16 protein-coding genes are annotated in these 15181 nt (G+C 51.8%); 7 read left to right on the top strand and 9 right to left on the bottom strand.

The annotated features are described in order from the left end of the window. Window positions 1–267 precede the first annotated feature (267 nt). Both OGX98_RS18285 and pyk read left to right on the top strand, forming a co-directional pair. Window positions 268–1137 (top strand): MurR/RpiR family transcriptional regulator, encoded by an 870-nt coding sequence (locus tag OGX98_RS18285; protein ID WP_045444103.1) that lies wholly within the window; start codon window positions 268–270, stop codon window positions 1135–1137. Window positions 1138–1257: 120 nt separating this feature from the next. Continuing rightward, window positions 1258–2700: a pyruvate kinase gene (pyk, locus tag OGX98_RS18280; protein WP_045444106.1), complete on the top strand. Its 1443-nt coding sequence runs from the start codon at window positions 1258–1260 to the stop codon at window positions 2698–2700. A gap of 46 nt (window positions 2701–2746) precedes the next feature. Here the strand turns inward: pyk and lpxM are convergent, their stop codons facing one another. The 3 genes from lpxM to znuA all read right to left on the bottom strand — a co-directional run bounded on the left by lpxM (window position 2747) and on the right by znuA (window position 6118). Beyond that, a complete protein-coding gene (gene lpxM / locus OGX98_RS18275) occupies window positions 2747–3718 on the bottom strand; it encodes a lauroyl-Kdo(2)-lipid IV(A) myristoyltransferase (protein WP_048222649.1) in 972 nt (323 codons plus the stop codon). A 120-nt stretch (window positions 3719–3838) separates the two neighbouring features. Then, window positions 3839–5158: a murein DD-endopeptidase MepM gene (mepM, locus tag OGX98_RS18270; protein WP_071828974.1), complete on the bottom strand. Its 1320-nt coding sequence runs from the start codon at window positions 5156–5158 to the stop codon at window positions 3839–3841. Between the two features lie 15 nt (window positions 5159–5173). After that, window positions 5174–6118, bottom strand: a complete 945-nt coding sequence (znuA, locus tag OGX98_RS18265; protein ID WP_045449673.1) for a zinc ABC transporter substrate-binding protein ZnuA — start codon at window positions 6116–6118, stop codon at window positions 5174–5176. Window positions 6119–6196: 78 nt separating this feature from the next. On the opposite strand from znuA, the gene znuC reads away from it, so the two are divergent. Next, a complete protein-coding gene (znuC, locus tag OGX98_RS18260) occupies window positions 6197–6952 on the top strand; it encodes a zinc ABC transporter ATP-binding protein ZnuC (RefSeq protein ID WP_045444112.1) in 756 nt (251 codons plus the stop codon). Continuing rightward, window positions 6949–7734 carry a zinc ABC transporter permease subunit ZnuB gene (znuB, locus tag OGX98_RS18255; RefSeq protein ID WP_048221298.1) on the top strand — a complete coding sequence of 262 codons (786 nt, stop codon included), beginning with the start codon at window positions 6949–6951 and terminating at the stop codon, window positions 7732–7734. Before znuC ends, znuB begins: the two co-directional genes overlap by 4 nt. A gap of 83 nt (window positions 7735–7817) precedes the next feature. Here znuB and ruvB read toward each other — a convergent pair whose 3' ends face one another. The 6 genes from ruvB to aspS form a co-directional block, all read right to left on the bottom strand. Further along, window positions 7818–8828: a Holliday junction branch migration DNA helicase RuvB gene (ruvB, locus tag OGX98_RS18250; protein WP_286595712.1), complete on the bottom strand. Its 1011-nt coding sequence runs from the start codon at window positions 8826–8828 to the stop codon at window positions 7818–7820. An 8-nt stretch (window positions 8829–8836) separates the two neighbouring features. Next, window positions 8837–9448, bottom strand: coding sequence for a Holliday junction branch migration protein RuvA (gene ruvA / locus OGX98_RS18245; RefSeq protein WP_045444121.1), 612 nt, complete (start codon window positions 9446–9448; stop codon window positions 8837–8839). An 80-nt stretch (window positions 9449–9528) separates the two neighbouring features. After that, window positions 9529–10050 (bottom strand): crossover junction endodeoxyribonuclease RuvC, encoded by a 522-nt coding sequence (ruvC, locus tag OGX98_RS18240; protein WP_045444124.1) that lies wholly within the window; start codon window positions 10048–10050, stop codon window positions 9529–9531. Between the two features lie 34 nt (window positions 10051–10084). Next, a complete protein-coding gene (locus OGX98_RS18235; protein WP_045444127.1) occupies window positions 10085–10828 on the bottom strand; it encodes a YebC/PmpR family DNA-binding transcriptional regulator in 744 nt (247 codons plus the stop codon). A gap of 28 nt (window positions 10829–10856) precedes the next feature. Continuing rightward, window positions 10857–11300, bottom strand: coding sequence for a dihydroneopterin triphosphate diphosphatase (nudB, locus tag OGX98_RS18230; RefSeq protein WP_045444130.1), 444 nt, complete (start codon window positions 11298–11300; stop codon window positions 10857–10859). A 1-nt stretch (window position 11301) separates the two neighbouring features. Continuing rightward, on the bottom strand, window positions 11302–13074 hold the full coding sequence (aspS, locus tag OGX98_RS18225) for an aspartate--tRNA ligase (protein WP_286595711.1): 1773 nt from the start codon (window positions 13072–13074) through the stop codon (window positions 11302–11304). 264 nt (window positions 13075–13338) lie between these two features. Here aspS and OGX98_RS18220 point away from each other — a divergent pair, with 264 nt between their 5' ends. The 3 genes from OGX98_RS18220 to OGX98_RS18210 are packed head-to-tail and all read left to right on the top strand — an operon-like array spanning window position 13339 to window position 15167. Continuing rightward, the gene (locus OGX98_RS18220; protein WP_286595708.1) at window positions 13339–13905 is read left to right on the top strand and encodes a hydrolase; all 567 of its coding nucleotides are present in this window, start codon (window positions 13339–13341) and stop codon (window positions 13903–13905) included. Next, window positions 13902–14720 carry a DUF72 domain-containing protein gene (locus tag OGX98_RS18215; protein ID WP_286595707.1) on the top strand — a complete coding sequence of 273 codons (819 nt, stop codon included), beginning with the start codon at window positions 13902–13904 and terminating at the stop codon, window positions 14718–14720. Before OGX98_RS18220 ends, OGX98_RS18215 begins: the two co-directional genes overlap by 4 nt. A 51-nt stretch (window positions 14721–14771) precedes the next feature. Further along, on the top strand, window positions 14772–15167 hold the full coding sequence (locus OGX98_RS18210; protein WP_016153418.1) for an MAPEG family protein: 396 nt from the start codon (window positions 14772–14774) through the stop codon (window positions 15165–15167). The last annotated feature ends 14 nt before the right edge of the window (window positions 15168–15181 follow it).

Here is a 15181-nt window from a genome sequence, read left to right as displayed (position 1 = left end):
TAAACGCTTATCCAGCCGTGCTGTTACCGTAAACAACGGCTTTGTTGGCGTTTACCGCAGCAAAATGGATAAAAAAGTCGCTTTTTTTCGTAGCCATAAAGAACCAGGAAAACCCGACTCCGATCATGTAATGAAAAAAAACAACAACTTTTCTGTCCATTTTGCCCCGTTCCTTCCTTAGCAGGGGTACTATCTACCAAAATTATCTCTCGATTTCCTGTATCGTTGAAATCGTTTTTGCCCATGACCCATGAGTCCACCTACATCATGAATATGCTGGAAAAAATCCAGTTAAAACTGGAACATCTGAGCAAGTCAGAACGTAAAGTCGCCGACGTTATTCTTACTTCACCCGACCAGGCAATTCATTCAAGCATTGCCACGCTGGCCCTGGAAGCCAATGTCAGCGAACCGACCGTCAATCGATTCTGTCGCAGTATGGACACGCGTGGTTTTCCTGATTTTAAACTGCATCTGGCGCAAAGTCTGGCAAATGGTACCCCTTATGTTAATCGCAATGTGGACGAGGATGACAGCGTAGAATCCTACACGGGGAAAATCTTCGAATCGGCGATGGCTAGCCTGGATCATGTTCGTCAGTCGCTGGATAACTCGGCGGTAAATCGTGCAGTCGATCTATTAACCCAGGCGAAAAAAATTGCCTTTTTTGGGCTGGGTTCATCAGCAGCCGTGGCGCACGACGCCATGAATAAATTCTTCCGTTTTAACGTTCCAGTTATTTATTCAGACGACATAGTTCTGCAACGCATGAGTTGTATGAATTGTAGCGATGATGATGTCATTGTGCTCATTTCCCATACCGGAAGAACAAAGAGCCTGGTGGAGCTGGCTCAGCTGGCACGGGAAAACGATGCGATGGTAATCGCACTGACTTCTCCCGGAACGCCTCTGGCGCGAGAAGCTACGTTAGCTATTACCCTCGACGTACCGGAAGATACTGACATTTATATGCCCATGGTCTCTCGACTTGCTCAACTGACCGTGATAGATGTGCTGGCTACGGGATTTACTTTGCGCCGAGGGGCAAAATTTAGAGATAACTTGAAGCGTGTCAAGGAAGCGCTCAAGGAATCGCGTTTTGATAAAGAATTACTCATCAAGGGTAATGACCGCTAAAAGCAATAACAATGTTCTACCCTTTTATCATCCGGGTCGTTCATTTTTACCGTTAATTTTTGAGAACGGCCGGATCAATGTTCACGCAACACCTAGTTGTTTCAGTCAACGGAGTATTACATGTCCAGAAGGCTTCGCAGAACCAAAATCGTTACCACGTTAGGCCCGGCAACTGACCGCGATAACAACCTTGAAAAAATTATCGCTGCGGGTGCGAACGTCGTACGTATGAACTTTTCACACGGCTCTCCAGAAGATCACAAAATGCGTGCGGATAAGGTCCGTGAAATAGCCGCAAAACTGGGACGCCATGTAGCCATTTTGGGTGACCTGCAGGGGCCTAAAATCCGCGTATCCACCTTTAAAGAAGGTAAAGTATTTCTCAATGTTGGCGACAAGTTCCTGTTAGACGCCAACCTTGGTAAAGGTGAAGGCGACAAGGAAAAAGTTGGTATTGATTATAAAGGACTGCCAGCCGACGTCGTGCCAGGCGATATCCTGCTGCTGGACGATGGTCGCGTACAGCTAAAAGTACTGGAAGTTCAGGGCATGAAAGTCTTTACCGAAGTCACCGTCGGCGGCCCGCTCTCCAACAACAAAGGCATCAACAAACTGGGTGGTGGCCTCTCTGCTGAAGCGCTGACCGACAAAGACAAGGCCGACATTATTACTGCCGCACAGATAAGCGTCGACTATCTGGCGGTCTCCTTCCCACGCTGCGGCGAAGATCTTAACTATGCCCGCCGTCTGGCGCGCGATGCAGGTTGTGATGCGAAGATTGTCGCAAAAGTAGAACGTGCAGAAGCTGTCTGTGACCAGAATGCGATGGATGACATCATCCTTGCGTCTGACGTGGTCATGGTTGCTCGTGGTGATCTGGGCGTTGAAATTGGCGACCCGGAACTGGTGGGTATTCAGAAAGCATTGATTCGTCGTGCTCGTCAGTTGAACCGTGCGGTCATTACCGCTACGCAGATGATGGAGTCGATGATCACCAACCCGATGCCAACCCGTGCGGAAGTCATGGACGTAGCTAACGCCGTGCTGGATGGCACCGACGCCGTGATGCTTTCGGCAGAAACAGCCGCAGGCCAGTACCCGGCTGAAACCGTCGCGGCAATGGCGCGCGTATGTCTGGGTGCTGAAAAAATCCCAAGTATTAATGTCTCTAAACACCGCCTCGACGTACAGTTTGATAACGTTGAAGAAGCGATTGCCATGTCCGCAATGTATGCCGCTAACCACCTGAAAGGGGTGACCGCTATCATCGCCATGACGGAATCAGGACGTACTGCGCTGATGACTTCGCGTATCAGTTCCGGTCTGCCGATTTTCGCCATGTCCCGTCATGAGCGTACGCTGAACCTGACATCTCTGTACCGTGGCGTCACGCCGGTTCATTTTGACAGCGAAACTGACGGCGTAGTTGCGGCCAGTGAGGCAGTTAACCTGCTGCGCGACAAAGGCTATCTGGTCTCCGGTGACCTGGTTATTGTGACGCAGGGCGATGTCATGAGCACCATTGGCTCCACTAACACCACGCGTATTCTGACCGTAGAATAGTGACGCAGTTGTATGTAAAAAAGCCTCTCTGACGAGAGGCTTTTTTTTACTTTTTAGGGTAGAGATCTTTGCGTTTATACGGCTCAATTTCGCCAGGTTTACGGGTCTTAAGCAACTTTAAAATCCAGGTATACTGTTCGAGGTGCGGAGCGACAAAAATCTCCACCTCTTCATTCATCCGTCTGGCAATGGTGTTGTCATCCGCCGTCAGAATGTCGTCCATGGGCGGACGTACCTGAATCGTCAGACGGTGCGTTTTGCCATCATACACCGGGAAAAGCGGCACTACGCGAGCATGACATACCTTCATCAGGCGGCCAATCGCCGGCAATGTTGCTTTATAGGTGGCAAAGAAATCCACAAACTCGCTATGCTCGGGACCATGATCCTGATCCGGCAAATAGTATCCCCAGTATCCCTGACGAACCGACTGAATAAAGGGTTTGATACCATCATTACGCGCATGTAAACGACCGCCGAAACGACGGCGTACTGTGTTCCAGACATAATCAAATACCGGGTTTCCCTGGTTGTGGAACATCGCGGCCATTTTCTGCCCCTGAGACGCCATCAGCATCGCCGGGATGTCCACGCCCCAACCGTGAGGAACGAGAAAAATCACCTTCTCGTTGTTCTGGCGCATCTCATCAATGATATCCAGACCTTGCCAGTCTACCCGATGTTGAATTTTCTCCGGACCACGCAGCGCCAGCTCTGCCATCATGACCATCGCCTGAGGTGCGGTCGCAAACATCTCATCGACAATGGCTTCGCGCTCGGCTTCACTACGTTCAGGAAAGCAGAGAGATAAATTGATTAACGCTCTGCGGCGGGAGCTTTTCCCCAGACGACCAACAAGACGCCCCAGCTTCGCCAGAAGAGGATCGCGAAACGACGCAGGTGTTAATGCAATCCCGGCTATCGCCGCCACTCCCAGCCAGGCGCCCCAGTAGCGCGGATGACGAAATGATTTATGAAACTCCGGAATGTACTCAATATTCTTTTTTTTCGTTTCCATGCTCTTCCAGTATCTGGTGCCGCGAAAAGTAAATCTGCTGATAGTGTAGCGGCGCAGTGTGTCCCGTACAAAATAAAAAAAGCCGGCACGCATTGCGTACCGGCTCCATCAGTATGTTTATTAATCGAAGCGCAGTTGAGGCAGAACCTCTTTCACCTGTGCCAGGTAATCGGTACGATCCGAGCCGGTCAACCCTTCCGTACGCGGCAGTTTTGCCGTCAGCGGATTCACGGCCTGCTGGTTAACCCATACTTCGTAGTGCAGATGTGGACCGGTTGAACGTCCGGTGTTGCCTGAAAGCGCAATACGGTCGCCACGTTTCACTTTCTGCCCCGGCTTAACCAACAGCTTACGCAGGTGCATATAGCGGGTGGTATAGGTACGGCCATGACGGATAGCTACATAGTAACCAGCAGCACCACTGCGTTTCGCGACAACCACTTCACCATCACCCACCGACAGTACCGGCGTCCCCTGCGGCATCGCAAAATCGACACCTTTATGCGGTGCAACGCGTCCGGTTACAGGATTCAGGCGGCGCGGGTTAAAGTTCGATGAGATACGGAATTGCTTCGCCGTAGGGAAGCGCATAAAACCTTTCGCAAGCCCCGTACCATTACGGTCATAGAATTTACCGTCTTCAGCGCGGATCGCGTAATAATCTTTGCCTTCAGAGCGTAAGCGTACGCCCAGCAACTGACTTTGTTCACGCTTCCCGTCCAGCATTTCGCGAGACATCAGAACCGAGAACTCATCGCCTTTTTTCAGTTTACGGAAGTCCATCTGCCACTGCATGGCCTTGATCACCGCACTGATTTCAGAACTGGTCAATCCGGCATCTCTTGCGCTGGCGACAAAACTCCCGCCCACGGTTCCTTTGATACGGCTGTTAACCCAGTCGCCCTGCTGCATTTCGCTGCTCATTTTGAAACCCGTCGCGGTGCGATCGTAAGTGCGGGTTTCACGACGAGAAACTTCCCAGGTCAAGCGCTGTAAATCACCTTCCGAACTCAGTGTCCAGGAAAGCTGCTGACCAATTTTCAGGTTTCGCAACTCTTTATCCGCAGCGGCAAGCTGGCTGATATCACCCATATCAATGCCATACTGATTCAGAATGCTGCTCAGCGTATCACCGGTAGAAACAACATATTCATGAACGCCAACCTCGCCAGAGGTTTTATCATCCAGCTCATCCTGTGGAATTGCTTCATCTTCCTGAGCGGCCTGATCGATAGGTTCGCTGGCCTCGGGCAACAGAGAACGGATCTCGCTTTTTTCCAGCTCGATGGTTTTAACAATTGGTGCAGATTCGGGGTGGTAAACATAAGGCCGCCAGACGGCGACGGCCAGTGTAAGAACGGTAAGCGACCCCAGCATAACGCGATGGGGTCGGGGCAGATTATTAAATGCCAGAGCGACAGAGCGGGCTATCTGTTGCACGTATTCACTTCCTCATTAATCTCCTTTCAGGCAGCTCGCATACTGGTTGGCTAATTGGTTCAGAAACGCTGAATAGCTTGTTTTACCCAGTTTGATATTTGTTCCGAGGGGATCCAACGTTCCCATTCGAACGGACGTCCCTCTCGCAACGGCTTCAACGACCGCTGGCCTGAACTGTGGCTCAGCAAAAACGCAGGTTGCTTTTTGCTCAACCAACTGTGTTCTTATTTCATGTAAACGCTGCGCACCAGGCTGAATCTCAGGGTTCACGGTAAAGTGACCAAGCGGTGTTAGTCCGTAGTGTTTTTCGTAGTAGCCGTAAGCATCATGAAAAACGAAATAACCTTTACCCTTGAGCGGCGCGAGCTCGTTACCTACCTGCTTATCGGTTGCGGCTAATTGTGCCTCAAAATCCTTCAGGTTGGCGTCAAGTTTGGCTCGACTTTGCGGCATAAGTTCCACTAATTTTTCATGGATTGCAACCGCTGAAGCCCGCGCTATCTCTGGGGAGAGCCAAAGATGCATGTTGTAATCACCATGATGGTGATGTTCGTCACTTTTTTCACCATGTGCATCACCATGCCCATGATCGTCATCGTCATCGTCAGCCCCTTTCATGAGCAACGGTTTCACGTCGGAGAGCTGCGCAATCGTTACCTGTTTTCCATTAGGAATATTCTTGACGGATTTTTCCATAAACGCTTCCATTTCTGGGCCAATCCAGACAACTAAGTCCGCGCCCTGTAAGCGTTTTACGTCTGATGGACGTAATGAATAATCATGTTCGGATGCGCCATCAGGCAGGAGAACCTGGGTGTCTGTTACCCCATCAGCAATCGCTGAAGCGATGAAACCTAGTGGCTTGAGAGAGGCCACCACAGCGGCATTTGCAGCCTGTGTTGCACTACCCCAAAGAGCAGCGGATAATGCTGCGAAAAGAAGCGTATTTTTATGTAACATAATGCGACCAATCATCGTAATGAATGTGAGAAATGTGATATTATAACATTCTATAACTTCTGCAAGACTAAAATTGATATGACGACTTTGGTTTCACTGGAAAATGTCTCGGTCTCTTATGGTCAACGCCGCGTCCTTTCTGACGTATCGCTTGAGCTTCGACCCGGTAAAATTTTAACGCTCCTCGGCCCGAATGGCGCCGGGAAGTCTACGCTGGTGCGCGTTGTCCTGGGGCTGGTAGCGGCTGATGAAGGAGTTATCACGCGCAACGGACAGTTGCGAATTGGCTATGTGCCACAAAAACTATACCTCGACACCACGCTGCCACTAACGGTAAGCCGTTTTCTACGCTTACGTCCAGACACGCAAAAAGCAGATATTCTTCCTGCTCTCAAACGCGTTCAGGCCGGACACCTGATGAATGCGCCGATGCAAAAGCTGTCTGGCGGAGAAACACAGCGTGTTCTGCTGGCCCGCGCATTGCTAAACAAACCCCAGTTACTGGTGCTTGATGAGCCGACTCAAGGAGTCGATGTGAATGGTCAGGTCGCTTTGTACGACCTTATTGATCAACTGCGACGTGAACTGGACTGTGCCGTACTGATGGTTTCTCATGACCTGCATCTGGTGATGGCAAAAACAGATGAAGTACTGTGTCTGAACCATCACATTTGCTGCTCCGGCACGCCGGAAGTGGTTTCTATGCATCCGGAATTCATCTCTATGTTCGGGCAGCGCGGCGCCGAACAACTCGGAATATACCGCCACAACCATAATCATCGCCACGATTTACAGGGTCGTATCGTATTACGTCGGGGAAATGGTCACTCATGATTGAATTGTTATTGCCCGGCTGGTTAGCCGGGATCATGCTGGCCTGCGCTGCCGGCCCGCTCGGCTCGTTTGTTGTCTGGCGTCGTATGTCCTATTTTGGCGATACACTGGCGCATGCCTCACTGCTGGGTGTCGCCTTTGGCCTGCTGCTGGATGTTAATCCTTTCTATGCCGTCATTGCTGTCACGCTAATGCTGGCCGCTGGCCTGGTGTGGCTGGAGAAACGCCCTCACCTCGCGATCGATACTTTACTCGGCATTATGGCGCACAGTGCGTTGTCACTGGGTCTGGTTGTCGTTAGCCTGATGTCCAATATTCGCGTGGATCTGATGGCTTATCTGTTCGGTGATTTGCTGGCTGTTACGCCGGAGGATTTGATCTCCATTGCCATTGGCGTTGTGATTGTGCTGGCAATACTCTTTTGGCAGTGGCGCAACTTACTGTCGATGACCATCAGCCCGGACCTCGCATTTGTCGATGGCGTGAAGCTGCAGCGCGTTAAATTGCTGCTGATGCTGGTGACAGCGTTAACTATTGGTGTCGCGATGAAGTTCGTTGGGGCTCTGATTATTACCTCACTGCTGATAATCCCGGCAGCAACCGCACGTCGTTTCGCTCGTACGCCAGAGCAGATGGCAGGCGTTGCTGTTGGAGTGGGAATAATAGCGGTTACAGGCGGGTTAACGTTCTCAGCCTTCTATGATACGCCAGCAGGTCCTTCAGTAGTGCTGTGCGCTGCGCTGCTGTTTATCTTCAGTATGATGAAGAAGCAGGCTAGCTGAGTGCGCTGCATTAGCGAATAGTGATGCTGATGTATCTTATCCGGCCTACAGAATTGTAGGTCGGATAAACGCATAACGCTGACTCAGGGCATTGCAGGCGGTGTAATACCGAAATGGTTCCACGCGCGAACCGTCGCCATGCGTCCTCGCGGCGTACGTTGCAGAAACCCTTGTTGAATCAAATACGGTTCCAGCACGTCCTCAATGGTTTCGCGTTCTTCCCCAATCGCAGCGGCCAGGTTGTCCAGCCCCACTGGTCCACCAAAGAATTTATCGATCACTGCCAGCAACAGTTTGCGGTCCATGTAGTCGAACCCTTCGGCGTCAACATTGAGCATATCCAGCGCCTGGGCAGCAATATCCGCTGAGATTGTTCCGTCATGCTTCACTTCGGCAAAATCTCGCACGCGACGTAGCAAGCGGTTGGCTATACGCGGGGTGCCACGTGCACGACGAGCCACTTCCAGCGCCCCTTCGTCACTCATTTCCAGCCCCATGTAACGTGCGCTACGCCCGACAATGTGCTGAAGGTCCCCAACCTGATAGAACTCCAGTCGCTGCACAATACCAAAACGATCGCGCAATGGGGACGTTAACGACCCGGCACGGGTTGTCGCGCCGATCAACGTAAACGGTGGCAAATCAATCTTAATAGAGCGCGCAGCCGGCCCTTCGCCAATCATGATATCCAGCTGATAATCTTCCATCGCCGGATACAGAACCTCTTCCACAACGGGCGATAAGCGATGAATTTCATCGATAAACAGGACATCGTGAGGTTCAAGGTTGGTGAGCATTGCTGCCAAATCGCCTGCTTTTTCCAGTACCGGGCCGGAAGTGGTACGCAGGTTTACCCCCATTTCATTGGCAACGATATTGGCAAGTGTCGTTTTTCCGAGACCAGGAGGCCCAAAGATCAGCAGGTGATCGAGGGCATCGCCGCGCAGTTTCGCTGCCTGGATAAAGATTTCCATTTGCGAGCGAACCTGAGGCTGGCCGATATACTCCTCCAGCAATTTGGGGCGGATCGCGCGATCCACCAGGTCTTCAGGCGTGGTGCTGGCAGCCGAAATCAGGCGATCTGCTTCAATCATCCTTTACCTCACAATGCAGCGCGGAGCGCTTCACGAATCAGGGTTTCACTGCTGGCATCAGGGCGGGCAATTTTGCTCACCATGCGACTGGCTTCCTGTGGTTTATAGCCTAACGCCACGAGCGCAGCAACCGCTTCCTGCTCGGCGTCATCCGTTTCCGGACCGGCAGGTGACGTCAGCACCAGATCGGCTGCCGGCGTGAAGAGATCGCCATGCAGACCCTTAAAGCGGTCCTTCATCTCGACAATCAGGCGTTCAGCGGTTTTCTTACCAATACCCGGTAGTTTGACCAGCGCGCCTAGCTCTTCGCGTTCAACGGCATTAACGAACTGCTGCGCAGACATACCCGAGAGAATAGCCAGTGCCAGCTTGGGTCCAACGCCGTTGGTTTTTATTAACTCTTTAAACAGTGTACGTTCCTGTTTGTTATTAAAGCCGTACAGCAACTGTGCGTCTTCACGTACGACAAAATGCGTGAAAACAATGGCTTCTTTTCCTGACTCCGGCAGCTCATAGAAGCAGGTCATCGGCATGTGGACTTCATAGCCTACACCGCCTACTTCTAACAGTACCAGCGGGGGTTGTTTTTCGAGAATGATGCCTCTGAGTCTGCCAATCACGTGACGCTCCTGCGTTAAGGGCTAAAAGGTAATGCGCTATCATAAAAAAAGGCTGGATAGATATCCAGCCTCATTTATCACTAACGTAATCGACCACGCGCTAAATTCAGCCGGGTATCGCTCATTTGCATGGCGTTCTGGCTGACGTGGCAGTGGGTGATGGCAATAGCCAGCGCATCCGCAGCATCTGCCTGGGGGTTTGCCGGGAGTTTAAGTAACGTGCGCACCATGTGCTGTACCTGACTTTTCTCCGCGCTGCCTATCCCTACGACGGTTTGTTTCACCTGCCGCGCAGCATATTCAAACACCGGAAGGTCCTGGTTTACAGCAGCAACAATCGCTACTCCGCGCGCTTGCCCGAGCTTGAGCGCCGAGTCAGCGTTTTTCGCCATAAAGACCTGCTCTATCGCGAAATAATCTGGCTGAAACTGGGTGATGATTTCCGAAACGCCCGCATAAATCAGCTTCAGGCGCGACGGCAGATCGTCAACTTTAGTGCGAATACACCCACTACCGAGATAGGTTAGCTGTCTGCCAACCTGACGGATTACGCCATAACCGGTGATGCGCGATCCCGGGTCAATGCCGAGAATAATAGACATCACGCATCTCCTGTTAGTTTATGGCTTAACCACATCATTCTAACGTAGCGGCAACCTCATCAGAGATCTCACCGTTATGATAAACTTCCTGAACATCGTCGCAGTCTTCCAGCATATCGATCAGACGCATCAGTTTCGGCGCAGTTTCTGCATCCATATCCGCTTTGGTTGACGGGATCATCGTCACTTCAGCGCTGTCTGCTTTCAGACCTGCAGCTTCCAGTGCATCACGCACTTTACCCATCTCTTCCCACGCGGTGTAAACGTCAATTGCACCGTCGTCGAAGGTTACAACGTCTTCAGCACCCGCTTCCAACGCCGCTTCCATGATGGTGTCTTCGTCGCCCTGCTCGAAGGAAATCACGCCTTTTTTGCTGAACAGATAAGCAACGGAACCGTCGGTGCCCAGGTTGCCACCGGTTTTGGTGAACGCATGGCGCACTTCCGCAACGGTACGGTTACGGTTATCAGACAGGCATTCAATCATGACCGCAGTGCCGCCAGGACCATAACCTTCATAGATGATGGTTTCCATGTTCGCATCATCATCACCGCCGACGCCACGTGCGATTGCACGGTTCAGGGTGTCACGCGTCATGTTGTTAGCCAGTGCTTTATCAACCGCTGCGCGCAGACGCGGGTTCGCATCCGGATCGCCGCCGCCAAGTTTGGCCGCCGTCACCAGCTCACGAATGATCTTGGTGAAGATTTTGCCACGCTTAGCATCCTGCGCTGCTTTACGATGTCTGGTGTTGGCCCATTTACTATGACCTGCCATAAATAATATCTCCAAAAAGCGTGCCTTCTCAGGCGACGTTAATTACAAATTCTTCAATCGCCTGCCGGTTACTCCACGACTTGGTTAACTGTGCAGCCTCTGCTGCATCAACCCAACGATAGGTCAGATGTTCGGTGAACACGATCTCTCGTTCAGAGGGAAGAGCCAGGCAAAACCAGGATTCCGTATTTCGTTCGATTCCCGGTGCGTAGCGATGACGTAAATGACTAAAAATCTCGAACTCCACCGTGCGCTGGCAGTCAATTAAGGTCAGTTGCTCGCAGGCAACATCAATGGTGACCTCTTCCTTTACTTCGCGCATGGCGGCTTGCGACGCGGTTTCACCTTCTTCAAGGCTGCCGGTGACCGACTGCCAGAAATCAGGATCGTCGCGTCGCTGTAACATCAGCACTCTCCCGGTGTCCTTTGCATAAATCACGACTAACACCGAGACAGGCTGTTTGTACTTCATATCAGTTATTCTCTGCCTTCTTCACAACCTGGATGCTCAGTTCCGCCAGCGCAGCTTCGTTGGCAAAACTTGGCGCTTCGGTCATCAGACACGCGGCAGCCGTCGTTTTCGGGAAGGCAATAACGTCACGAATGTTGTCGGTACCGGTCAACAGCATGGTCAGACGATCCAGACCAAATGCCAGACCCGCATGCGGCGGAGTACCGTATTTCAGCGCATCCAGCAGGAAGCCGAACTTCTCGCGCTGTTCTTGCTCATTAATACCCAGAATACCGAATACAGTCTGCTGCATGTCACCGTTGTGGATACGTACAGAACCGCCACCCACTTCATAACCGTTGATAACCATATCGTAAGCGTTGGCAACCGCATCTTCCGGCGCAGCTTTCAGCTCTGCGGCAGTCATATCTTTCGGTGCGGTAAACGGATGGTGCATCGCGGTCAGACCGCCTTCGCCGTCGTCTTCAAACATTGGGAAATCGATGACCCACAGCGGCGCCCATTTGGATTCATCTGTGAGGTTCAGGTCTTTACCCAGTTTCAGACGCAGTGCGCCAAGGGCATCAGCAACCACTTTCTTGTTGTCGGCACCGAAGAAAATCATATCGCCGTCTTGCGCGCCGGTACGTTCCAGAATCGCTTCTACGATTGAAGCATTCAGGAACTTAGCCACCGGACTGTTGATCCCTTCCAGACCTTTCGCACGCTCGGTGACTTTGATGTAAGCCAGACCTTTAGCGCCGTAGATCTTAATGAAGTTACCGTAGTCGTCGATCTGCTTACGGCTCAGAGCGGCACCGCCAGGTACGAGCAGGGCAGCTACGCGGCCTTTCGGATCGTTAGCCGGGCCAGAGAACACAGCAAATTCGACAGATTTCAGCAGGTCAGCAACGTCGACCAGTTCCATCGGGTTACGCAGATCCGGCTTATCGGAACCGTAACGACGCTCAGCTTCGGCAAAGGTCATGATCGGGAAATCGCCCAGGTCCACACCTTTTACTTCCAGCCACAAATTACGCACCAGAGCTTCCATCACTTCACGCACCTGTGGTGCAGTCATGAAGGATGTCTCAACATCGATCTGGGTAAATTCAGGCTGACGGTCAGCACGTAAATCTTCGTCACGGAAGCATTTGACGATCTGGTAGTAACGGTCGAAGCCGGACATCATCAGCAGCTGTTTAAACAACTGAGGAGACTGCGGCAGCGCGTAGAATTTACCTTTATGCACACGTGAAGGCACCAGATAGTCGCGCGCGCCTTCCGGTGTAGCTTTGGTCAACATCGGGGTTTCGATGTCGAGGAAGCCATGGTCATCCATAAAGCGACGCACCAGGCTGGTAATTTTAGCGCGGGTCTTCAGACGCTGCGCCATTTCCGGGCGACGCAGATCCAGATAGCGATACTTCAGACGCGCTTCTTCAGTATTTACATGGTTAGAGTCGAGCGGCAGTGAATCTGAACGGTTAATGATGGTCAGATCGGACGCCAGAACTTCAATTTCGCCGGTCGCCATATCGGCGTTGACGTTTTTCGCATCACGCGCACGTACAGTGCCCGTAACCTGAATGCAGAACTCATTACGCAGTTCGGAGGCCAGCTTTAACGCGTCCGCACGGTCCGGATCGAAAAACACCTGCACGATACCTTCGCGATCGCGCATATCGATAAAGATCAGGCTACCAAGATCACGACGACGGTTGACCCAACCACACAGAGTCACCTGCTGCCCCTCGTGGGACAGGCGTAGCTGTCCGCAATATTCTGTACGCATGAGATATCCCTTAACTTTGCCGCAGGCGGATTGTCACCTGCTTTGCAGATGACGAAGTCGCAGCTTTAGCTGAATGTCACAACTGAATGAAAAAAGGCGGCTATTATACTGGAAATTCTGCCGCACGATAAGTCCGGTACTGACTGTACGCGTGTTTCCTACGCGGGTATTGCGTAATCTCACAAAAAATAACAAAAATTGTCGCCCCTTTCACACAGAATCGCGATTAAGGTGTAACGGAATTCTTTTTTTACTGGAGTCACCATGCTGGAACTGAACCCTAAAACTACCGCCCTTGTCGCAATTGACCTACAGGAAGGGATTTTGCCCTTTGCCGGAGGTCCTCACACAGCTAACGACGTTGTGGCCCGCGCGGCAAGCCTAGCGGAAAAATTTCGTGCTCACGGTTCGCCAGTAGTGTGGGTTCGCGTCGGCTGGTCTGATAATTATGCCGAAGCGTTGAAACAGCCGGTTGATGCACAGATCCCGGCAAAAGCATTACCCGACAACTGGTGGGATTACCCGCTCGCTCTGGGCAAATGTACCAGCGATCTGGAAGTTACCAAACGCCAGTGGGGAGCATTCTACGGCACTGACCTTGAGCTACAATTGCGCCGTCGCGGCATCGACACCATCGTCCTGTGCGGCATCTCCACCAATATCGGCGTCGAGTCAACGGCTCGTAACGCCTGGGAACTGGGTTTCAGCCTTATCATTGCGGAAGACGCCTGTAGCGCCGCCAGTGCCGATCAACATCAGGGCAGCATGACGCATATTTTCCCGCGTATTGCTCGCGTGCGCAGCGTTAACGAGATCCTGCAAGCGCTATGATCTATATCGGCTTACCGCAGTGGTCGCACCCGAAATGGGTGCGCCTGGGTATCACCAGTCTGGAAGAGTATGCCCGCCACTTTAACTGTGTGGAAGGCAATACTACTCTGTACGCGCTGCCGAAAGTCGATATCGTTTCTCGCTGGCATGCTCAAACCACAGACGCATTTCGGTTCTGCTTTAAGTTTCCAGCCACAATTTCGCATCAGGCCGCGCTGCGTAACTGCGACGATTTAGTGCAGGAATTTTTAACGCGTATGTCCCCGCTGGAAGCACGGATTGGGCAATACTGGCTACAGTTACCCGCGACTTTTGGCCCGAGTGACCTCAATGCCCTGTGGCATTTTCTCGATACGCTCCCCGCAACCTTTACCTACGGCGTTGAAGTGCGTCATCCCGCGTTTTTTGCCAAAGGCGAGGAAGAGAAACAACTTAATCGCGGTCTGCATGAGCGTGGGGTCAATCGGGTCGTTTTAGATAGCCGCCCGGTACACGCGGCAATCCCTCATACTGAAGCCATACGCGATGCGCAACGTAAGAAGCCGAAGGTGCCGGTTCATGCCGTAGTGACAGCAAACAATCCGATGGTACGGTTTATCGGTAGCGATGATATGGCGCAAAATCAGCAATTTTTTGCCGTCTGGCTGGCAAAGCTATCGCTCTGGCGGCAGACCTCAACGCCATATCTGTTCTTGCATACGCCCGACATCGCACAAGCGCCACAACTGGTGGATACGCTATGGAGCGATCTGCGCACCGTGCTGCCAGAGATCGGATCAGCGCCATCTATTCCACAGCAATCTTCTCTTTTCTGAAAATGCCACCTATCATAGACAGTGCCATCAGCCATTTTAAAGGGAGTTTGTATGGTAAGCGCGCTTTATGCCGTATTAGGTGCGTTATTGTTGATAAAGTTCTCCTTTGACGTCGTTCGCCTGCGTATGCAGTATCGCGTTGCCTATGGCGACGGCGGCTTTAGTGAACTGCAAAGTGCTATCCGCATTCATGGTAATGCAGTGGAATATATTCCTGTCGCATTAGTGCTGCTGTTATTTATGGAAATGAACGGCGCAGAAACGTGGATGGTGCATATTTGCGGGCTTATTTTGATTGCCGGTCGACTGATGCATTATTACGGATTCCACCACCGCCTGTTTCGCTGGCGTCGTTCTGGCATGAGCGCCACCTGGTGTTCACTGTTGCTAATGGTGCTGGCGAATCTTTGGTATATGCCCTGGGAGTTGGTTTTCTCCCTGCATTAGCGCACAATACGCCA

The sequence above is a fragment of the Citrobacter sp. Cm046 genome, assembly GCF_030333065.1.
Lineage (GTDB): Bacteria > Pseudomonadota > Gammaproteobacteria > Enterobacterales > Enterobacteriaceae > Citrobacter > Citrobacter murliniae.
Note: the sequence above shows the minus strand (reverse complement) of the source record. Positions and strands in the feature narration are given on the sequence as shown.